Here is a 20,456-nt window from a genome sequence, read left to right as displayed (position 1 = left end):
GCAATCAGGCTTTTGGCAATCACAGATTCCGGACGGCGATCAGGATCCCGATGAAGGTCGCGGCGATGATCCAGAGCGCGACAGTGCGCCAGCGATTCTTGCGGCCCTCGCTGCGGCCCATCGCGGCGATGCTCTCGGGCGACAGCCTGATGCCCTCCCGTGTCATGGTCTCGAGCTGCTCGAGGACCTTCACGGACCGCTCGGCGATTTCCGGCATGCGCATCAGCACGCGCGCGATGTCTCCGGTCCCGGCGAGCGCGCCTTGCACCCGGCCGATCGGACCGAGATTGCGCTCGATCCATTCGCGTACCACGGGGTCGGCGACCTTCCAGATGTCGAGCCTGGGATCGAAGCCGCGCGCCACGCCTTCGACCACGACCATGGTCTTCTGGAGCAGGATCAGCTCGGGGCGCGTGGTCATGTCGAACAGGCCGGTGACCTCGAGCAGCAGCGTCAAGAGCCGCGCCATCGAGATCTCTTCCGCCGTGCGGTTGTGGATCGGCTCGCCGATGGCGCGAATCGCTTGCGCGAAGTTCTCGACCGAGTGATGTGCGGGCACGTAGCCCGCCTCGAAATGCACCTCGGCGACGCGGCGATAATCGCGGGTGATGAAGCCGAGCAGGATTTCGGCGAGGAAGCGCCGCTCCTTCATGCCGAGCCGGCCCATGATGCCGAAATCGACCGCGACGAGTCGCCCCGCGTCATCCAGGAACAGATTGCCCGGATGCATGTCGGCGTGGAAGAAGCCGTCGCGCAGCGCGTGGCGCAGGAAGCTCTGGATCACCTTGCGGCCGAGATCGGGCAGGTCGACCTGCGATTCGGCCAGACGCTTGTGATCGTTCAGCGCGATGCCGTCGATCCACTCCATCGTCAGCACGTTGTGCGTGGTGCGGTCCCAGTCCACGGCCGGCACGCGGAAATCAGGATCGCCCTGCGTGTTCTCTGCCATCTCCGACAGCGCCGCAGCTTCCAGCCGCAGATCCATCTCCATCGCGACCGAGCGCGACATGGTGTTGATGACCTCGATGAGGCGCAGGCGCCGCGCTTCGGCCGAATAAGCCTCGGCCTTGTGCGCGACGAAGAAGAAATCGGAGAGGTCGCGGCGGAAGCGCGTAGCGACGTTGGGCCGAAGCACCTTGACCGCGACCGACTTGCGGATGCCGGCGTGCAAAACCTCGCCGCGATGCACCTGCGCGATCGAGGCCGCCGCGACGGGAGGGCCGAAGCTCACAAACACATCCTTCAGTGGCCGCTCCAGCGAGGTCGCGATCGCGGCTTCGGCTTCGTCCTGCGGAAACGGCGGCAGGCGGTCCTGGAGACTTTCGAGGTCGCGCGCCATGATGACGCCGACGACGTCGGGGCGTGTGGCCAGGAATTGTCCGAGCTTGAGATAGGCGGGGCCCATCCGCGTCAGCGCGCGCGATATCCGCGGGCCGTGCTTGACGCCACGTCGTTCGACGAGGCGCGCCAGCTTCAGAGCGAGCTGTCCCGGCGGCGGCACCAGGCTCGGATCGACCGAGCCGAACACGCCCTCGCGCGCAAACACGAACGCGGCGCGGATCAGGCGCGCAATGTGGGTGAAGGCAGAGATCACAAACGCCAGCCCGAATGCAGTGCGACGATGCCGCCGGACAGGGTCTGCCAGCTGACGCGGGCGAAGCCGGCGTCGCGGATCATGTCGGCGAAGGCGTTGGGTTTTGGAAACTTGCGGATGGACTCGACGAGATATTGGTAGGACTCGGCGTCGCCCGTGATCATCCGGCCGAGCGGCGGGATCACCTTGAACGAGAACAGGTCGTAGATCCGGTCAAGCCCGGGCATCTCGACAGTAGAGAATTCCAGGCACAGAAAGCGGCTGCCGGGCTTCAGCACGCGGTGTGCTTCGCGCAGCGCCAGATCGATCCGGGGCACGTTGCGAATACCGAAGGCGATCGTATATGCGTCGAAGCTGCGGTCGGCGAAGGCGAGCGCTTCGGCATTGCCTTCGACGAAATCGACCCGGGTTTCGAGATGGCGCTTCGCGGCGCGCTCGCGGCCCACCGCCAGCATGTCGGTGTTGATATCGCAGACGGTGGCATGGAAGCCGGGGCCCGCCACCTTGGCGGCACGGAACGAGATGTCGCCGGTGCCGCCGGCCACGTCGAGCAACGCGAACGACCGGTCGCTCCTCGGCGGGTCGAGCGCGGTAATCATGATGTCCTTCCAGACCCGGTGCAGGCCGCCGGACATCAAATCGTTCATCAAATCATAGCGCGACGCCACGCTGTGAAACACATCGTTCACCAGCGTCTGCTTGTCCCCCAGGGGGACGTCCCTGAAGCCAAAATGCGTGGTTTCGCCCGGCCGATCCATTACTCTACTCCACTGGGCGAACCATAGCGCGCCCGCCGCAATGGCGCTATCACACCGCCTTCATAAGGTGAATGCCTGACCATGCCTGAATTGCCCGAAGTCGAGACCGTCCGCCGCGGCCTTCAGCCTGTGATGGAGGGTGCGAAAATCCTGGTGGCGGAGGCCCGCCGGCCGGACCTGCGCTTTCCGTTCCAGCCGGATTTCGTGGCCCGGCTCCAGGGGCAGGTCGTCACGGGGCTCGGCCGGCGTGCAAAATATCTCATGGCCGATCTCGCCTCCGGCGATGTGCTCTTGATGCATCTGGGCATGTCGGGCTCGTTCCGCGTCATCAAGCCGGACAACGAGGCAGCTCCCGGCGAGTTTCACTATCCGAGGGGTAAGGACTCCACGCACGACCACGTGCTGTTTCGGATGTCTTCCGGCGCCGACATCGTCTTCAACGACCCGCGCCGCTTCGGTTACATGAAAGTGATCGCACGTAACGCACTCGAGGAGGAGCCGCTGCTGCGCGACCTCGGCCCCGAGCCGCTCGGCAACGAATTCGACGCCGCGATGCTGGCGCGGTCCTGCGAAGGCAAGACCACCAGCCTGAAGGCCGCGCTGCTCGACCAGCGCGTGGTGGCGGGACTCGGCAACATCTATGTCTGCGAAGCCCTGCATCGCTCGCATCTGTCGCCGCGCCGGATCGCGGCGACGCTCGCGACCAAGGGCCGCAAGGGCGTTGGCGGCGGCGAGCCGACCGATCATGCGAAACGATTGGTGAGTGCGATCCACACGGTGCTGAACGACGCCATCAAGGCCGGCGGCTCGTCCTTGCGCGATCATCGCCAGACCTCGGGCGAGCTCGGCTATTTCCAGCATTCGTTCAAGGTCTACGACCGCGAAGGCGAGAAATGCACGACGCCGGGCTGCGGTGGCACCGTCAAGCGGTTCACGCAGAACGGACGCTCCACCTTCTGGTGCCAGAAGTGTCAGAGATGACGTAGCCCCGTAGCCCGGATGGAGCGCAGCGAAATCCGGGTCCAGCGTGACCGCGGAGAGACTCCCCGGATTGCGCTGCGCTCCATCCGGGCTACGACGCGAAGATCGAACGTCTATAAAACCGCGAAGCGAAGCAATCCGGCCGGGCTGGTGGCCGGATCGCTTCGTCGCTGGGGCCCTTCCGGATGATGAAGGGCCGACTGCCGTCAGAGCGATGCCCCGCTCAGGACGCCAGTGTCGTGGTCTCGTCCGCCGAAAGATCGGCGACGACATGCAGCATTCCGTCCGCAGGCGACATCACCTGATCGATCGGGACATTGGTCGTGGCGCTGAGCTCGAGCCGGGTCTCGATCCAGCGCCACAGGCCGCGGATCTCGTTCGCCGACTTCCCGTTCGGCGCGAATTCGCTCACGGCAAGGCCGCTCGCGAGCGAATCCTGGTGGTCGTTACGCATCACGATCAGCGGGCGCGCGAGCACGTCCGAAAGATCGAGCGCCGCTTCCTCGGCGAGGATGTTGGCGGCGTTGTCGATGCGCTGGCCGCGGATCGGCGTCTGGTTCAGCACGAAGCTGTAGGGCCGCTTCCAGGCGCGTGCGACGCTGAGCGTCGAGACGGTCGCCTCGATGTCGGCGACGCTCGGGCGGGCCGGGATCAGGCAGAGATCGGAATGGCGGATCGCGGCGGTGGTCGCGGCGCTGAGGCCGGCGGCGGTGTCGACGATCGCCAGCTGCAGGCCGCTGTCAGCCAGCATCTTCAGGCGCGGCTCGATGTCGGCGGCATGATAGATCGGCTCGACGACGAGACCATCGGTGGTGCGGCGGCGCTGCCAGTTCGACAGGGTGCCCTGCGGGTCGGTCTCGATCAGGCGGACGGTGAAGCCGGCCTGCTTGGCCGCGAGCGCGAGGCCGATGGCGAGCGTGCTCTTGCCGCTGCCACCCTTTTGGGTGGCCAGTACGATCGTGTGCATTTGAAGATCAATCCTTTGGAATGCTTGGGTCAGGACTACGCCACGCGAACGTGCATCGATCTCGATGCTGAGCCTTCTCGCTCAGGACGTGCCGGCCCGATCCAAAGGGGGATCGCGGAGGTCCGAATCAACAGTAACGATGATGGCGGAATGGGGATGGCCAGCTAATCCGTACCATTACTGGACCAGTAGTCGTACGTGTGATGATGCTCGCGGCTCAGTTGAACTCGTGTCCACTACGCGCCGCACCGCGTCCGGGACACGAGAGTTGGCGTTAAACCTACTTCCGCACGCAGATCACGCGCACGACGGCGGCCTTTGCGTCCGTCGACGTACCGTTCACCGTGACCTGTTTGGCCTTCAGGAAATCGCGCACGGCGTCCGCGGACACCATCACGGCCTGCGAGGCCGGCACCGATGTCGCGGGTCCTGCCACCATGGTCGGCTTCAACAACGCAATGCCGGTGAACTTGCCATCGCCATCGATCGCCGGACCACCGGAAAATCCCACCGCCGGCGGAGGCGACAGTGCGGACTCGCTGCTCGTGACCGGTGCGAGTGCGCCCTTGACGGTCGAGACACCCGCCGCGCCGCCCTGGCTCTGCGGATCCGCGATGCCGACGACATCCACGTTCGTCTTGGCCGCGCCGCCAGCGAGGCTGAATGGCTTCAGGCCGCGTGCGCCGTAGATATGCAGCAGTGCGAGACCGCGCTCCTTGTCCTCGGCGAGGCGATCGGCGCTGCCATAGCCGGCGATCGTGATGGCGAGGCAGCCGTCGGTGACGAGCCGGTCGGTGACGATCGCGCCGTCATCGCTGACGACGAGGCCGGTGCCGTATTCGACGGTCTTGCGCGGCGGCGGCCCGGCTTGCGGTCCGGACGGAAACGCGTTGAACGCGCTCGACATCGCGATCACGACCGGCTCGACCGTGTTCTCGGTCGCCTGGTCGTAGAGGATCGTCATGGTGCGGACCTCGTCACCTCTAAAGGTGCCGCGGACGTAAAACTTCTTCAGGCCCTGCAATCCCGAGAGCACGAAGAAATCGGGCTTCACCACGGTGTAATCGACCTTGCGCCCGGACGGCTCCTTCTCCAGCTCCGCGAGTTTTGCCGCGGTCGGGTTCGCCTCCTTGCGGCGGCTGAGCAGCACCTGCACGGTTCCGGTCGGCGAGGTCCATTTCGAGCAGTTGGCGTCGCTCGCCTGCTGCGGCACCAGTTTCGAGGGGATGCCGAGCCGGGCGCCGCTGGTCGGCTCCGTCACGATCTTCCAGCCGACGCCGTCCTGCTTCTTTCGCGCCGTCTCGGCCAGCGCGGCGCGCTCCTGCGGATTGAGCACGCCGGTCGGCTTGCCGCCCTTGGCCTTCTGGTATTCCTTGATGGCGTTGACCAGGCGCGCGCTGACGTCGCCGGTGATGGCGCCGTTGTACTGGCCGACCCAGGCGAGGTCGGATTGCAGCGACAGCCGCTCCGCTTGCGCCATCGCATCCGCCGTCGCCGATGGCGTCTGCGTTGCCGGAGGCCGGATCGGCACGGTCTGGACCAGCTTCGGCTTGGTACCGGGGATCTGCGGCGTCGTCATCTGGGCGTGCGCGCCTGTGGCAGCCGCAAACATCAAGGTTGCCGCAAGCATCGATCTCATGACAAATCCAACCAGCCCATTGAACGCAATGCCATTGAAGCACATCTCGTTGGTCGCGAACAATGTTGCGGTGGTTCAGGCCTAAGGTCGAGCCGCGTACACAGGTCCTCATCCTGAGGAGCGGCCTCAAGGCCGCGTCTCGAAGGATGGCCGCGGCGAGATCGGGGCCTGCATGGTTCGAGACGGCGCTTTGCGCTTCCTCCCCATGAGGAGTGAGAGCGACGGCTTGGTAGGAGAGGCGTACGACGATGCTGAGCCCGGACGAACTGGAACGCTATGCCCGCCATATCGTGCTGCGCGACGTCGGCGGACCGGGCCAGGCGGCGCTGAAGCGCGCCTCTGCGCTGGTGATCGGCGCCGGCGGGCTCGGCGCGCCGGCGCTGATGTATCTGGCCGCCGCCGGCATCGGCACGCTCGGCGTGGTCGATGACGACGTGGTGTCGCTGTCCAACCTGCAGCGCCAGGTGATCCACACCACGCCCGATATCGGCCGGCACAAGGTCGAGAGCGCCGCCGAGCGGATTGCGGCGCTCAACCCGCATGTTCGCTTCGTCGGCCACGCCACCTGGCTGAATGCTGACAATGCGCTCAGCCTGATCGGCGACTACGACCTCGTGCTCGACGGCTCTGATAATTTCTCGACACGCTATCTGGTCTCGGACGCCTGCTTCTTCGCGAAGCGGCCGTTGATCACGGCCGCGCTCGGCACCTTCGACGGCTCGCTCACCACCATCCGCGCGCACGAGACCAACGAGCAGGGCGAATTCAATCCGACCTATCGCTGCCTGTTTCCGGAGGCGCCGCCGCCGGGCACCGTTCCCGCCTGCGCGGAAGCCGGCGTCATGGGTGCGCTGGCGGGCGTGCTGGGGTCGATGATGGCGATGGAAGCGATCCGCGAGATCGTCGGTTTCGGCGACGGCCTCGTTGGCCGCCTCCTGATGATCGATGCGCGCGCGATGCGCTTCGAGACGCTGCGCTATTCGCGCGATCCGGCCAATCCGCTCAACGGCGACGGGCCCGTGGTCACCGACCTCAGCGCCCATCGCACGTGATGGGCTGCGTTACGCCGTGGCCGGCTTCTCGCTATCGAGATGGGCCATCTGCTCGGCGGTGTAACGCGTGCCCGAGGCGATATCCGGCGGAAACGCCTTGGCCAGCGCCGCAAGATGCGCCGGTGTCAGCGTGACCCTGGTCGCGCCAAGCGCTTCGACGAGACGGGTGCGGGTCTTGGCGCCGACCAGCGGCACGATCTCTTTTCCCTGCGCCGCGGCCCAGGCGATTGCGACCTGCGCCGGCGTTGCGCCGATTTCGCCGGCGATGGCACGCAGGGACTCCACCAGCACGAGATTGGCGTCGAGATTTGCGCCCTGGAAGCGCGGCGTCATCAGCCGGTAGTCCTTGCCGGCCGTGCCCGAATCCTTCGACCAATGGCCGCTGATCAGGCCGCGCGCCAGCACGCCATAGGCGGTGATGCCAATGCCGAGCTCGCGGCAGGTCTTGAGAATGTCGCGCTCGATGCCGCGCTCGATCAGCGAATATTCGATCTGGAGATCGACGATCGGATGCACGGCATGCGCGCGGCGGATGGTGTCGGAGCCGACCTCGGACAGGCCGATATGCCTGATGTAGCCAGCCTTCACGAGATCGGCGAGGCCGCCGATGGTCTCTTCAATGGGGACGTTGGGGTCGAGCCGTGCCGGGCGGTAGATATCGATATAGTCGGTGCCGAGCCGCTGCAGCGAATAGGCGAGGAAATTCCGGATCGCGGCCGGGCGGCAATCCATGCCAGTGAATTCACCGGCAGGGCCGCGTAGCGCGCCGAACTTGACGCTGATCTGCACCCTGTCGCGCGCCACTTCCTTCAGCGCATCGCGGATCAGCATTTCATTGTGACCCATGGCGTAGAAATCGCCGGTGTCGAGCAGCGTGATACCGGCGTCGAGCGCCGCGTGGATCGTGGCGATGCTCTCGCCGCGATCGGCCGGGCCATAGGCGTCCGACATGGCCATGCAGCCGAGACCAAGGGCAGAGACGCGGGGGCCGGTTGAACCGAGTTTGTGCTGTTCCATGATGGCTCTCCTCGAAAGGCGGCAGGCTGATTGCGCCGCGTGACGGGCTGGATATGCACCTGGTCCATTGCGCCGATAAGCTGGACAATGCCGAATGGCTTGTTCATCCTATCGAACAATGACTGAGCCTGATCTGCGCGATCTCGAAGTCTTCGTGGCGGTCGCCCGCACCCGCAATTTCCGGCGGGCGGCGATCGAGATTCGCGTGTCGGTGTCGAGCCTTAGCCAGCGCCTACGCGACCTCGAGGAGCGCCTTGGCGTCCGCCTGATGAACCGCACCACCCGCAGTGTCGCGCTCACCGAGGCGGGCGAGCTGCTGCTGTCGCGGGTGGCACCTGCCCTACGCGACGTCGGCGATGCCCTGGCGGAGGTGCGGGGCCTGCGCGAGGTGGCTTCCGGCCGCCTGCGCATCAACGCGCCGCCCCCGGCGGTCGATCTCGTGCTGGCGCCGATGGTCGGCCCGTTCCTCGCAGCGCATCCGCAGGTCGATCTCGACGTCGTGTCCGAAAGCGGTTTCGTCGATATCGTGAGCGGGGGCTACGATGCCGGCGTGCGTTATGGTGAGCATCTCGCGCAGGACATGGTGGCGATCCCGCTGAGCGGTCCGCAGCACTATGTCGTCGTCGCCTCGCCCGATTATGTCGCGCGCCGCGGCGAGCCGAAGCATCCGAAGGATTTGCTCGAGCATGATTGCATCCGCGCCCGGTATTCGAGCGGCGTCATGCATGATTGGGAGTTCGAGAAGGCCGGCCAGATCGTGAAGGTCGATCCGCCGGCAAAGCTGATCTCCACGAACATGACCCTTGCCCTGCGAGCCGCGCTCGATGGTGCGGGCGTCTGGGCAACGATCGACGGTTATGTCGGCGATGCCGTGAAGTCCGGCGCGCTGGTCAGCCTGATGGAAGATTGGTGCGAGCCGTTTCCCGGCCCGTTCCTGTATTACCCGAGCCGGCGCCAGACGCCGCCCGCGCTGCGCGCCTTCATCGATTTCGTCGCCGACTGGCGCAAGCGCGAGACGCGCGGGAAATAAACCTCAGAGCATGCTCGGCAGCACGCGATCCGGCGGCTTGTGGGCGTCGAGGAAGGTGCGGATGTTGATGATCACCTTCTCGCCCATCTCGACGCGGCCTTCGATCGTGGCCGAGCCCATATGCGGCAGCAACGTCACCTTGCCGGCCTTGGCAAGCCGCACCAGCTTGGGGTTGACCGCGGGCTCGTGCTCGTAGACGTCGAGCCCGGCGCCACCGATCTCGCCGCCTTCGATCAGCTTGATCAGCGTGTCCTCGTCGGTCACCTCGCCGCGCGCGGTGTTGACGATATAGGCGTCCTTGCGGATCAGCTTCAGCCGCCGCGCCGAGAGCAAATGATAGGTCGCCGGCGTGTGCGGACAGTTCACCGAGATGATGTCCATCCGCGCCAGCATTTGGTCGAGGCTTTCCCAATAGGTCGCGCCAAGCTCTTCGGCGATCTTCGGCGCGACGGGACGGCGGTTGTGATAGTGGATCTGCAGGCCGAAGGCGCGGGCGCGGCGCGCCACCGCCTGGCCGATGCGGCCCATGCCGATGATGCCGAGGCGCTTGCCGCCGATGCGATGACCGAGCATCCAGGTCGGCGACCAGCCCGGCCAGGGCTTTCCTTCGGTCAGGATCGAGGCGCCTTCGATCATCCGCCTGGGCACGGCGAGGATCAGCGCCATGGTCATGTCGGCGGTGTCCTCGGTCAGGACCTTGGGCGTGTTGGTGACGGTGATGCCACGGGCATGCGCGGCCTCGACGTCGATATTATCGACGCCGTTGCCGAAATTGGCGATCAGCCGCAGCTTGCAGTCGGGCTGGTTGATGATGTCGGCGCTGATATGGTCGGTGACGGTCGGAACCAGCACGTCGGCGGTGCGTGCGGCTTCCGCGATCTGGTCGGCGGACATCGGCGTGTCCTCGAGATTGATCCGCGCGTCGAACAATTCGCGCATCCGCGTCTCGATCGAATCCGGCAGCTTGCGCGTCACCACGACGAGGGGCTTTTTCTTCACCGACATGTCCTGCTCTCATGAGGCGTCGCAAGCCGCCTCTGTCGCCAAAGGCCGGTCGTTGAGGTCTCATTAACCCGGTTGTTCGACACTGCCCTTGCCGTGTCCGTCCCCGGCGTTTCCTTCAAGCTCTCCCGATATTTCCGGCCGGAAAATCGGGGCAAACTGGTTGTTCAAGTGCCCGTCCTCTCTAGCAGAAGGCCGGGCCAAGACAAGAACCACGGGTCAAGGCTTCAAGGAGCCCGGTTTGGGGAACACCCGCGTGGGGCGGGTCAGGGGATTGCGCGGCAGGTTTTGGAATTTGGGGTGAGGACCGGGCTCGGGCCGGGTCTTCGACAGGAGACGGGTTGATGGCGTTGGGGCGTTTTTGTTCGGTAATGGCGCTCGTTTGCACCTGGTTGAGCGCTTCGGTCGGCCCCTCGCATTCGGCCAAGGACACCACGCCCCAGACCGCCAGCGGCCTGCCGGTGCCGCGCTATGTCAGCCTCAAATCGGACCACGTGAATGTCCGCGCCGGCCCGACCAAGGACAATGACGTGGCCTGGGTCTACACCCGTTCGGGCCTGCCGGTGGAAATTACCGCCGAGTTCGAGAATTGGCGCCGGGTGCGCGATTCCGAAGGCGCCGAGGGCTGGGTCTATCACTCGCTGCTGTCGGGCCGCCGCACCGCGGTCGTCACCATGAAGCACAAGGACGACCTCGCCCCGATCTACGATCGCGCCGATCTCGACAGCGCGGTTGCAGCAAGACTCCAGGCCGGCGTCGTCACGCAGGTAAAGAAGTGCGCTGCAAACTGGTGCCGCGTCACCGGCAACGGTTTTGACGGCTGGATCCAGCAGGAGCGCCTCTGGGGCGTGTATTCGGACGAGCAGGTGAACTGACGCTGCTGTCGTCCCGGCGAACGCCGGGGCCCATAACCACAGGGTTCAATTGTTTTGGGAGGCGTCAGCCAGCGTGCCTCATTGAGGAATCACGCGGTGGGTCCCGGCGTTCGCCGGGACGACAATAGAGTTGTGAGGTTCAGCGCTTCTTGCGCAGGCGCACGACCATGTCGATGCGCGCGATCTCGTAACCCTCCGGCACTTCCGGCATCTTGGACAGTGCCAGATGCGGATCCTCGATGTCGACCAGCTCATGGCTGTTCTCGAGGTAGTAGTGATGGTGGGTGGTGACGTTGGTGTCGAAATAGGTCTTGGTGCCGTCGACGCTGACCTGGCGGAGCAGGCCGGCATCGGTGAGCTGGTTCAGCGTGTTGTAGACCGTCGCCAGCGACACCGGAACCTTGGCGAGCGTCGCTTCCTCGTAGAGCATTTCAGCCGTGAGGTGGCGAGCACCTTTGCCGAACAACAGCCAGCCCAGTGCCATGCGCTGACGCGTCGGACGGAGCCCGGCGGACTGGAGCATTTCGTTGACGTCGTGCCAGGGGCAGCCGGTGAGAGCCGGCTGGCGGCCGGACAGCAGGGCCGCCGAGTGGACGTCGTCGTCGTGATGGGGCGCAGTATTCTCGCTCATTTCCAGATTTCGGGCACGCGTGAACAATATCTCTCAGCAATATAAGAACAGAAAGATGCAGATGCAAGTTTCTCGCAACTAGAGAGGTTCTAATAAGGCTTGGAACCGGCCCGGTATCGCGTCATTTTACCTTCATGGATGCACTTTGCTACCCGAAATGGCCTGTGTTAGAGAGCGCGCGGTTCCGCTTAGCCGATTTTGGCGCAGCCGGGCACGAGGCCCGGTCCGCAGTCCATCCGGGGCATGCGGACGCAGCGCCTGACAGTGGCAATTGGCGTTGCTCTCCGACCGAAACGGGGCCCATTTTCGCCAAAAAGCGCCGCTCAATCGGAATTCAAACAGAGGCTCTGCATGCTGAACAGGCGCAACGGTTACGAATACGAAGATCTGCTGGCCTGTGGCCGCGGCGAGATGTTCGGCCCGGGCAATGCCCAGCTGCCGTTGCCGCCGATGCTGATGTTCGACCGCATCACTGACATCAACGACAATGGCGGCGAGTTCGGCAAGGGGCTGGTGCGCGCCGAGCTCGACGTGAAGCCCGATCTCTGGTTCTTCGGCTGCCACTTCAAGAACGATCCTGTGATGCCCGGCTGCCTCGGCCTCGACGCGCTTTGGCAAATGGTCGGCTTTTACCTGGGTTGGACCGGGGGTGAAGGTCGTGGTCGCGCGCTTGGCCTGAACGAGCTGAAGTTCAGCGGCCAGGTGCTGCCCGAGGCCCGCAAGGTTGTGTACAACGTCGATATCAAACGCGTGATGCGTTCAAAGCTGGTGCTCGGTATCGCCGACGGGTGGCTTTCGGTCGATGACCAGATTATTTATCGCGCCAAGGACTTGAAGGTCGGCCTGTTCAAGCAGGGCACGAGCCTGGGCTGAGCGCATCACCAAGACAACAACGATTGAGGCGAGGCTGTCATGAGGCGGGTTGTGGTCACCGGGATGGGCATCGTCTCGTCGATCGGAAACAACACCCAGGAAGTGCTTGCGAGCCTTCACGAGGCGAAGTCGGGCATTTCGCGGGCTGAGAAATATGCCGAGCTGGGCTTCCGTTCGCAGGTAGCGGGCGCGCCGTCGCTCGATCCCGCGACGGTGGTCGACCGCCGCGCGATGCGTTTCCTCGGTCAGGGCGCGGCATGGAATCACGTCGCAATGGAACAGGCGATCCAGGACTCCGGTCTTTCGCCTGACGAAGTCTCCAACATCCGCACCGGCATCATCATGGGCTCCGGCGGCCCCTCCGCCCGCACCATCGTCGAATCCGCCGACATCACCCGCACCAAGGGACCGAAGCGCGTCGGACCTTTCGCAGTGCCGAAGGCGATGTCGTCCACGGCCTCCGCGACGCTTGCGACCTGGTTCAAGATCAAGGGCGTGAACTATTCGATCTCGTCGGCCTGCGCGACGTCGAACCATTGCGTCGGCAATGCCTATGAGACGATCCAGATAGGCAAGCAGGACGTCATCTTCGCCGGCGGCTGCGAGGAGCTGGACTGGTCGCTCTCCGTGCTGTTCGACGCCATGGGCGCGATGTCCTCGAAATACAACGACACGCCCGCCACCGCCTCGCGGCCCTACGACGTCAACCGCGACGGCTTCGTCATCGCCGGCGGTGCCGGCGTGCTGGTGCTGGAAGAGCTCGAACATGCCAAGGCGCGCGGCGCCCGCATCTACGGCGAGATCGTCGGCTACGGCGCGACCTCGGACGGCTACGACATGGTCGCGCCCTCGGGCGAAGGCGCCGAGCGCTGCATGCGCATGGCGATGTCGACGGTGAAGACCAAGGTCGACTACATCAATCCGCACGCGACCTCGACCCCGGCCGGCGATCCGCCGGAGATCGATGCGCTCCGCCGCGTGTTCGGAAGTGGCGAGAAGTGCCCGCCGATCTCGGCGACCAAGGCGCTGACCGGCCACTCGCTGGGCGCCACCGGCGTGCAGGAGGCGATCTACTCGCTGCTGATGATGAATAACGGCTTCATCTGCGAGAGCGCACATATCCAGGAGCTCGATCCCGTGTTCGCCGACATGCCGATCGTGCGCAAGCGCATCGACAACGCCAAGATCGGCACCGTGCTGTCGAACTCCTTCGGCTTCGGCGGCACCAACGCCACGCTGGTGTTCAGCCGGCTGGATGTGTGATTACCGACCCTGTCATGCCCCGCGAAAGCGGGGCATCCAGTACGCCGCGGCTTCTCGATCGATCATGACCGTCACTGGAATACTGGATCGCCCGCCCCAGTGCGCAGCGCGCACAAGGCGGGCGATGACCTCAGGATAATGGGAACGACAATGGAAGGTCTGATGAAAGGCAAGCGCGGTCTGATCATGGGCATCGCCAATGATCATTCGATCGCCTGGGGCATGGCGAAGACGCTGCACGCCCACGGCGCCGAGCTTGCCTTCACCTTTCAGGGCGAAGCCTTGGGCAAGCGCGTCAAGCCGCTGGCGGAGCAGCTCGGTGTCGACCTCGTGCTGCCGTGCGACGTCGAGGACATCGCCAGCGTCGATGCGACCTTCGATGCGCTCCGTGAAAAATGGGGCAAGCTCGATTTCGTCATCCACGCGATCGGCTTTGCCGACAAGAACGAGCTGAAGGGCCGCTACGCCGACACCAGCCGCGAGAACTTTTCACGCACCATGGTGATCTCCTGCTTCTCGTTCACGGAGGTCGCAAAGCGCGCCGCCGAGCTGATGACCGAGGGCGGCAGCATGATCACGCTGACCTTCGGCGCCTCCGAGCGCGCGATGCCGAACTACAATGTGATGGGCGTGGCCAAGGCGGCGTTGGAAGCCTCCGTGCGCTATCTCGCCTCCGATTTCGGACCGCGCGGCATCCGCGTCAACGCGATCTCCGCGGGCCCCATCCGCACGCTCGCGGGCTCCGGCATCGGCGAGGCGCGCGCGATGTTCGCCTTCATGCAGAAGCATTCGCCGCTCCGCCGCGGCGTCACGCTCGACGAGCTCGGCGGCTCGGCGCTGTACCTGCTGTCGGATCTCTCCGGCGGCGTGACCGGCGAGATCCACTATGTCGATTCCGGCTACAACATCGTGCTGATGCCGAGGCCTGACGATTTGAAGGCGGAATAGACGAAGCTGCCATAGGGTGGGCAAAGGAGCGCAAGCGACGTGCCCACGATCTCTCAGCGGTCGCCATAGATAGAAGACGTGGGCACGCTACGCTTTGCCCACCCTACGAGAGTTCGGCTAACCCGCCGCGATCTTCTCCGCCCGCTGGAACGCCGGACGTGCCATGCAGCGCGCGATATAGGCATCGAAGGCGGGGCGCGATGGCACCATCTTGAACAGGCGCACCGCGTAATTCAGGCCCGAGCCGATCGTGATGTCGGCGGCCGAAAACTCCTCGCCGAGAATCCACGGCCCCTTGGCAAGCGCAGCCTCCAGCACGTCGAACACCTGCGTCGCGCTGCCCCAGGCTGCGGTCGAGGTCGGGATCTCGATCTTGGTGAAGATCTGGATGATGGCGGGCTCGATGCAGCTCGGTGAGAAGAACAGCCATTGCAGATAGCGCGCGCGGCGCGGATCGGTTACGGCAGGCGCCAGCTTGGTCTCGGGATAGCGGTCGGCAATGTAGGCGCAGATCGCGGCGGCCTCGCCGAGTGCGGCGTCGCCGTCGCTGAGCGCGGGCACCTTGCCCATCGGATTGATCTTCAGATAGTCCGGCGCCTTCTGCGCGCCGGTCGAGATGTCGGTCAGCACGCGTTCATAGGCGAGGCCGCTCTCTTCCATCAGCCAGAGCGTCGTGAACGAGCGCGAGCGGGGCGACCAATAGAGCTTGATCATGGCGCGGAACCTTCCATCGGCGTGAGGCGGGCGAGGCTATTCATCGCGTGTCTGCTTCGAAATCGCAACGCACTACGGTTGGTCCGATGCAGCGTTCGGTCGTCAACATCTTGGTCGACGCGAATGAGTGCGTGTCAGTCTTGCTTCAGATAGCCGGGAAGCCCCCGATCGAGCCTGTCGGTGATGAGCGCCCGCGTTCTCTCGCGCAGGATCGCGCTGCTCGAAGCGGTCGCGGGCGGGTTGGGGAACTGGTCATTGTCGAGCTTGTTAAGCGGGTCTTCGGTCAGTCGCATACTTGCGGCGAAGTTCGCGCCGAAATTTACAAAGGGGCGCTTGATCTCCTCGTAGCTCCGGCCGTCGATCAGGTTGATCGAGATGTTCGCGAACAAATGCGAATGCCGGATCAGATTTCCGAGCCCTTGATTGAATGTGCCGATTCCGTTCAACATCATGCGGCTGCCCGGCAATTCGCCCTTGTACGTCGTCGCAACCAGATAGCGATCGCAGCTCACGTTCGGCGTGATGCCACGCACGATCGCTGGCAGGCGTTCGTTGGGATCGGGAATGAATCGCGATTTCGGATGATAGAACGGTTCGAAGGCACCCTTGGGGTAGGCGATCCTGCGAACACCGGGATCGCCGCCTGTTGCCGCTTTCACGCGCGCAAACACGAGATCGTCGAGACCCCAGTCGATAGGAACTTCGGCCTCCTCGTTCTCGAAGATGGTCAGCCCGAACTTCTGGACGGAGTAGCGCTCCCCGATCACAGAGATTACGCCGAGCTTGCAGGGGCCGACGTCCACCGCTTGCGGCTTGTTCGCTGCCGGCTGCTTGGCCTTCGGCGCAGCCTTTTTCGCAACAGGCTTGGCTGTTGCCGGGGGTGTGGCAGTTGGTGGAGTGGAGGGAGACTGGGCCCATCCGGTCGATGCACAAAGCGACGCGAACAGGGCGGCGACGGCGAGATTGCGTAACATGACTCGGGAGCTGAAGTTGCTGAGATGTAATCCGAAAACTAGAGCGTGCGGGGCGCCTCCGCAAGCAGAACCTATGACGTCTTCTGCCACCGGTAATATTTCATCATGAACCCGTTCGACGGCTCGATCTCCTCTTTCTCGAACACAAAGCCTTCGCGCTCGTACCAGCGCCAGGCTTTTTCGTTCTCGCGCACGCAGCGCAGATACATCTCATCCGGCATTTGCGTGCGGGCGAAGGCGAGCAGCTTTCGCCCGAGCGATTGCCCCTGATAGGCGGGTCCAACGAAAAGCATATCCAGATAGAGTTTTGGCACATGCAGCGCCAGCATGGCGGCGATCGTGCCGCGATCATCGGCGACGAACAGGCTCCAGCCGTTCTCGATCTCGCGTCGGATGCGGGCGCGGAGATTGGCGAGCAGAAAGTCGCTGGCCTCGCCGAACCCGGTCGAGACCCAGCTCTCCATCCAGACGCGGCCGACCTCGTCATATTCGTCGGCGCGGGCGAGGCGGATGATCGGTTGCGGCATTGGAGCCTCAGGCCCGCTGGTTGCGTACAGGTGGGCGTGCGCGCACCTTGCCGGCCGACAGGCACACCACTTCGGAGATTTGCAGCAGCTGCCGCGCCAGCGGGCTGGTCTTGCGCCAGACCATGCCGATGGTGCGGGATGGCTGCGGGTCGCGGAAGCGCGCGAGCGAGACCGAGGCCGATCGCGTTTCCACCGGCACGGCCATCTCCGGGATCAATGTGACCCCGATGCCGGCGCTGACCATCTGGACCAGCGTCGACAGCGAATTGGCATCCAGCATCTCGCGCGGCGGCGCCGACTGCATGTTGCAAAACGACAGCGCCTGATCGCGGAAGCAGTGTCCCTCTTCGAGCAGCAACAGCCGCATCTCGCGCATCATCTCGCGCGACGGCGCCGGGGTCCCCTCATCCGCGCTCGGCCGGACCAGCAGGAATTTCTCCTCGAACAGGGCGACCTCGGTGAGCGAAGGCTCGGACACCGGCAGCGCCACGATGGCGGTGTCGAGCCGCCCTTCCACCAACTCCTGGATCAATCGCGGCGTCATGGTCTCGCGTACGCGGATGTCGAGCTCCGGATGCATGCGGGTGAGATTCTTGGTGATGGTGGGCAGCAGATAGGGCGCGATCGTCGGGATCATGCCGATGCGCAGGCGGCCGGCGAAGCGGTCCTGCGAGGCGCGGGCGAAATCGCCGAGCTCATCGACCGAGCGCAAAATGTCGCGGACGCGTTGCGCGAGCTCCTCGCCGAACCGCGTCAGCGCCACCTGCCGGGCGCTGCGCTCGAGCAGCAGGCCGCCGAGCGTCTCCTCCAACTCCTTGATCTGCATCGACAAGGCCGGTTGCGAGATGGAGCAGGACTCGGCCGCGCGGCCGAAATGCCCGTGGCGCGCCAAGGCGTCGAAATACCGGAGCTGGCGCAGCGTCAGGTTTATCATCAGAAAATCCTATCGCAGCGATCATTAAAGTCAACTTTACCTGATAGGACGCGACGCTTAGAGTGGTTCTACCTGGTCAAAGGCGCGAGTTCGACGCCACCAGAGGAGGTATTCATGGACGACACTTCGAAGTGCCCGTTTTCGGGTGGAAAACGCGTGCCAGCGAACCGCGATTGGTGGCCAACTCAGCTCAGCATCGAGATGCTGCACAAGAATTCCGGCCTATCCGATCCGATGGGCGACGAATTCGACTATGCCAAGGAATTCAAGACGCTCGACCTTAAGGCGGTGGTCAAGGACCTGACCGCGCTGATGACGGACTCGCAGGAGTGGTGGCCAGCCGATTTCGGTCACTATGGCGGTCTCATGATCCGCATGGCCTGGCACAGCGCAGGCACCTACCGCATCACCGACGGCCGTGGCGGCGCCGGTGCCGGCCAGCAGCGTTTCGCGCCGCTCAACAGCTGGCCCGACAACGCCAACCTCGACAAGGCGCGCCGGCTGCTGTGGCCGATCAAGCAGAAATACGGCCGCAAGCTCTCCTGGGCCGACCTGATGGTTCTCGCCGGCAACGTCGCGCTGGAATCGATGGGCTTCAAGACCTTCGGCTTCGCCGGCGGCCGCGCCGACGTCTGGGAGCCGGAAGAGCTCTATTGGGGTCCCGAAGGCACGTGGCTTGGTGATGAGCGCTACAGCGGCGAACGCCAGCTCGCCGAGCCGCTCGGCGCGGTGCAGATGGGCCTCATCTACGTCAATCCGGAAGGCCCGAACGGCAAGCCGGATCCGGTCGCTGCGGCCAAGGACATCCGCGAGACCTTCGCCCGCATGGCGATGAACGACGAAGAGACCGTCGCGCTGATCGCCGGCGGCCACTCCTTCGGCAAGACACACGGCGCCGGCGATCCGTCGCTGGTCGGTCCGGAGCCGGAAGCGGGCGCGCTCGAGGATCAAGGCCTCGGCTGGAAGAGCAAGCACGCTTCGGGCCTCGCCGGTGATTCCATCACCAGCGGTCTCGAAGTGACCTGGACGGCGACGCCGACCAAGTGGAGCAACAACTTCTTCGAGAATCTCTTCAATTTCGAATGGGAGCTGACGAAGAGCCCGGGCGGTGCGAACCAGTGGACGGCCAAGGGCGCCGACGCGATCATTCCCGACGCCTTCGACAAGTCGAAGAAGCATCGGCCGACGATGCTGACCACCGACCTCTCGCTGCGCTTCGATCCGGCCTACGAGAAGATCTCGCGTCGCTTCCTGGAGAACCCGGATCAGTTCGCGGACGCCTTTGCCCGCGCCTGGTTCAAGCTCACCCATCGCGACATGGGGCCGATCCAGCGCTATCTCGGCCCGCTGGTGCCGAAGGAGACGCTGATCTGGCAGGATCCGATTCCGGCCGTGAATCACGAGCTGGTCAGCGAGCAGGACATCGCTGCGCTGAAGACCAAGATCCTGGCGTCGGGTCTGTCGGTCTCCGAGCTGGTCTCGACCGCGTGGGCGTCGGCCTCGACGTTCCGCGGCTCGGACAAGCGCGGCGGTGCCAACGGCGCACGCATCCGCCTTGCCCCGCAGAAGGATTGGGAGGTGAACCAGCCGGCTCAGCTCTCCAAGGTTCTCGGCAAGCTCGAAGCGATCCAGAAGGACTTCAACGCGTCTTCAGGCGCGAAGAAGGTCTCGCTCGCGGACCTCATCGTGCTCGGCGGTACCGCCGCGGTCGAGAAGGCCGCCAGGGATGCCGGCGTCGACGTGAAGGTCGGCTTCACGCCGGGCCGCATGGATGCTTCGCAGGAGCAGACCGATGCTGAGTCCTTCGCGCCGCTCGAGCCGCGGGCCGATGGCTTCCGCAACTATGTCGGCAAGAAGCATCAGTTCCTGCAGCAGGAAGAAGCCCTCGTCGATCGCGCCCAGCTGCTCAGGCTCACCGGTCCGGAAATGACGGTCCTGCTCGGTGGTCTGCGCGTGCTCGGCGCCAATGCGAACGGTTCGAAGCATGGCGTTCTCACTTCGAAGGTGGGCACGCTCAGCAACGACTTCTTCGTCAATCTGCTCGACATGAGTGCGCAGTGGACGCCGGTGGCCGACGGCAGCTACGAGGCCCGCGACCGCAAGACCAACGCGGTGAAGTGGACTGGCACGCGCGTCGATCTGATCTTCGGTGCGCACTCCCAGCTCCGCGCCTTCGCCGAGGTCTATGCCACCTCGGACTCCAAGGAGAAGTTCGTAAAGGACTTCGCCAAGGCCTGGACCAAGGTGATGAACCTCGACCGCTACGACATCGCGGGCTGAGGTCGACTGATCTCACCTCGGGCTCGGTGCAACCTCTCCCGCTTTGCGGGGGAGGTCGCGCCGAAGGCGCGGGTGGGGGCTCTCTCGTCGTTGGGAGTCTCTTTGCGGAAGCACTGCCACCCAACCCTCCCCCGCAAGCGCAGGGCTATCGCATATGGCTGAGGGTGGCCAAGAGGAATGCGTTGTCCCAGCCAGCGCGCTTGATTTTACGCCGGAGGGAAGCGCGATCCGGGTGGGTTCGCAGAACATTGAGGGCGAGCCTGCGCAGAATGGCGAGATTCTCGGGGGCGTGGTCACAGCGCGAGCGGTTGCCATCCTCAGCGAAATGGACGTCGAGAACCCAATGGAGCTGATTCTCGATGCCCCAATGGCTGCGGGTGACGTGGAGCAACCTCTT

Annotated in this window: 20 protein-coding genes; 8 read left to right on the top strand and 12 right to left on the bottom strand. The window is 64.6% G+C overall.

The genetic code is table 11. From position 1 onward, the window contains the following. Positions 1-19: 19 nt before the first annotated feature. Together ubiB and ubiE are read right to left on the bottom strand one after the other, a co-directional pair. Positions 20-1,594 (bottom strand): 2-polyprenylphenol 6-hydroxylase, encoded by a 1,575-nt coding sequence (gene ubiB / locus A3AS_RS0142075; protein WP_018323412.1) that lies wholly within the window; start codon positions 1,592-1,594, stop codon positions 20-22. Further along, positions 1,591-2,352 (bottom strand): bifunctional demethylmenaquinone methyltransferase/2-methoxy-6-polyprenyl-1,4-benzoquinol methylase UbiE, encoded by a 762-nt coding sequence (ubiE, locus tag A3AS_RS0142070; RefSeq protein ID WP_018323411.1) that lies wholly within the window; start codon positions 2,350-2,352, stop codon positions 1,591-1,593. The genes ubiB and ubiE overlap by 4 nt, the downstream gene beginning before the upstream one ends. Before the next feature lie 81 nt (positions 2,353-2,433). On the opposite strand from ubiE, the gene mutM reads away from it, so the two are divergent. Further along, the gene (gene mutM, locus A3AS_RS0142065) at positions 2,434-3,333 is read left to right on the top strand and encodes a bifunctional DNA-formamidopyrimidine glycosylase/DNA-(apurinic or apyrimidinic site) lyase (RefSeq protein ID WP_018323410.1); all 900 of its coding nucleotides are present in this window, start codon (positions 2,434-2,436) and stop codon (positions 3,331-3,333) included. Between the two features lie 223 nt (positions 3,334-3,556). Here the strand turns inward: mutM and A3AS_RS0142060 are convergent, their stop codons facing one another. Beyond that, positions 3,557-4,300: a ParA family protein gene (locus A3AS_RS0142060; RefSeq protein ID WP_018323409.1), complete on the bottom strand. Its 744-nt coding sequence runs from the start codon at positions 4,298-4,300 to the stop codon at positions 3,557-3,559. A 280-nt stretch (positions 4,301-4,580) separates the two neighbouring features. Continuing rightward, a complete protein-coding gene (locus tag A3AS_RS0142055; RefSeq protein ID WP_026202926.1) occupies positions 4,581-5,939 on the bottom strand; it encodes a serine protease in 1,359 nt (452 codons plus the stop codon). 248 nt (positions 5,940-6,187) lie between these two features. On the opposite strand from A3AS_RS0142055, the gene A3AS_RS0142050 reads away from it, so the two are divergent. Then, on the top strand, positions 6,188-6,991 hold the full coding sequence (locus A3AS_RS0142050; RefSeq protein WP_018323407.1) for a molybdopterin-synthase adenylyltransferase MoeB: 804 nt from the start codon (positions 6,188-6,190) through the stop codon (positions 6,989-6,991). 9 nt (positions 6,992-7,000) lie between these two features. Here the strand turns inward: A3AS_RS0142050 and A3AS_RS0142045 are convergent, their stop codons facing one another. Further along, the gene (locus tag A3AS_RS0142045; protein WP_018323406.1) at positions 7,001-8,008 is read right to left on the bottom strand and encodes an aldo/keto reductase; all 1,008 of its coding nucleotides are present in this window, start codon (positions 8,006-8,008) and stop codon (positions 7,001-7,003) included. A gap of 118 nt (positions 8,009-8,126) precedes the next feature. On the opposite strand from A3AS_RS0142045, the gene A3AS_RS0142040 reads away from it, so the two are divergent. Further along, complete coding sequence (locus tag A3AS_RS0142040; protein WP_018323405.1) at positions 8,127-9,038, top strand: LysR family transcriptional regulator; 912 nt, start codon at positions 8,127-8,129, stop codon at positions 9,036-9,038. A gap of 3 nt (positions 9,039-9,041) precedes the next feature. Here the strand turns inward: A3AS_RS0142040 and A3AS_RS0142035 are convergent, their stop codons facing one another. Beyond that, a complete protein-coding gene (locus A3AS_RS0142035; protein ID WP_018323404.1) occupies positions 9,042-10,043 on the bottom strand; it encodes a D-glycerate dehydrogenase in 1,002 nt (333 codons plus the stop codon). 341 nt (positions 10,044-10,384) lie between these two features. Here A3AS_RS0142035 and A3AS_RS0142030 point away from each other — a divergent pair, with 341 nt between their 5' ends. Beyond that, entirely contained in the window at positions 10,385-10,915 is a 531-nt protein-coding gene (locus A3AS_RS0142030) for an SH3 domain-containing protein (RefSeq protein ID WP_018323403.1), read from the top strand. 139 nt (positions 10,916-11,054) lie between these two features. Here A3AS_RS0142030 and irrA read toward each other — a convergent pair whose 3' ends face one another. Next, entirely contained in the window at positions 11,055-11,546 is a 492-nt protein-coding gene (irrA, locus tag A3AS_RS0142025) for an iron response transcriptional regulator IrrA (protein WP_014490952.1), read from the bottom strand. Between the two features lie 351 nt (positions 11,547-11,897). Here irrA and fabA point away from each other — a divergent pair, with 351 nt between their 5' ends. The 3 genes from fabA to fabI all read left to right on the top strand — a co-directional run bounded on the left by fabA (position 11,898) and on the right by fabI (position 14,630). Then, complete coding sequence (gene fabA, locus A3AS_RS0142020) at positions 11,898-12,419, top strand: bifunctional 3-hydroxydecanoyl-ACP dehydratase/trans-2-decenoyl-ACP isomerase (protein ID WP_018323402.1); 522 nt, start codon at positions 11,898-11,900, stop codon at positions 12,417-12,419. Positions 12,420-12,458: 39 nt separating this feature from the next. Further along, positions 12,459-13,682, top strand: a complete 1,224-nt coding sequence (gene fabB, locus A3AS_RS0142015; protein ID WP_018323401.1) for a beta-ketoacyl-ACP synthase I — start codon at positions 12,459-12,461, stop codon at positions 13,680-13,682. A gap of 150 nt (positions 13,683-13,832) precedes the next feature. After that, a complete protein-coding gene (gene fabI / locus A3AS_RS0142010) occupies positions 13,833-14,630 on the top strand; it encodes an enoyl-ACP reductase FabI (RefSeq protein ID WP_018323400.1) in 798 nt (265 codons plus the stop codon). A 117-nt stretch (positions 14,631-14,747) separates the two neighbouring features. Here the strand turns inward: fabI and A3AS_RS0142005 are convergent, their stop codons facing one another. From A3AS_RS0142005 to A3AS_RS0141990, 4 genes are all read right to left on the bottom strand, one after another. Further along, positions 14,748-15,344 carry a glutathione S-transferase family protein gene (locus A3AS_RS0142005; protein WP_018323399.1) on the bottom strand — a complete coding sequence of 199 codons (597 nt, stop codon included), beginning with the start codon at positions 15,342-15,344 and terminating at the stop codon, positions 14,748-14,750. A 134-nt stretch (positions 15,345-15,478) separates the two neighbouring features. Then, a complete protein-coding gene (locus A3AS_RS0142000) occupies positions 15,479-16,408 on the bottom strand; it encodes a hypothetical protein (protein WP_245283413.1) in 930 nt (309 codons plus the stop codon). Further along, positions 16,390-16,845, bottom strand: coding sequence for a GNAT family N-acetyltransferase (locus tag A3AS_RS0141995; RefSeq protein WP_026202924.1), 456 nt, complete (start codon positions 16,843-16,845; stop codon positions 16,390-16,392). Before A3AS_RS0141995 ends, A3AS_RS0142000 begins: the two co-directional genes overlap by 19 nt. Before the next feature lie 7 nt (positions 16,846-16,852). Next, positions 16,853-17,779 (bottom strand): hydrogen peroxide-inducible genes activator, encoded by a 927-nt coding sequence (locus tag A3AS_RS0141990; RefSeq protein WP_018323398.1) that lies wholly within the window; start codon positions 17,777-17,779, stop codon positions 16,853-16,855. 114 nt (positions 17,780-17,893) lie between these two features. Between A3AS_RS0141990 and katG the strand changes: the two genes are divergently transcribed. After that, a complete protein-coding gene (gene katG, locus A3AS_RS0141985; RefSeq protein ID WP_018323397.1) occupies positions 17,894-20,059 on the top strand; it encodes a catalase/peroxidase HPI in 2,166 nt (721 codons plus the stop codon). Positions 20,060-20,204: 145 nt separating this feature from the next. Here katG and A3AS_RS46375 read toward each other — a convergent pair. Then, on the bottom strand, positions 20,205-20,456 hold a 252-nt coding region (locus A3AS_RS46375), incomplete at its 5' end, for an ISAs1 family transposase (protein ID WP_157644528.1).

This window comes from Bradyrhizobium sp. WSM2793 (assembly GCF_000379585.1).
GTDB lineage: Bacteria > Pseudomonadota > Alphaproteobacteria > Rhizobiales > Xanthobacteraceae > Bradyrhizobium.
This window is presented reverse-complemented; position numbering and strand designations above follow the sequence as displayed.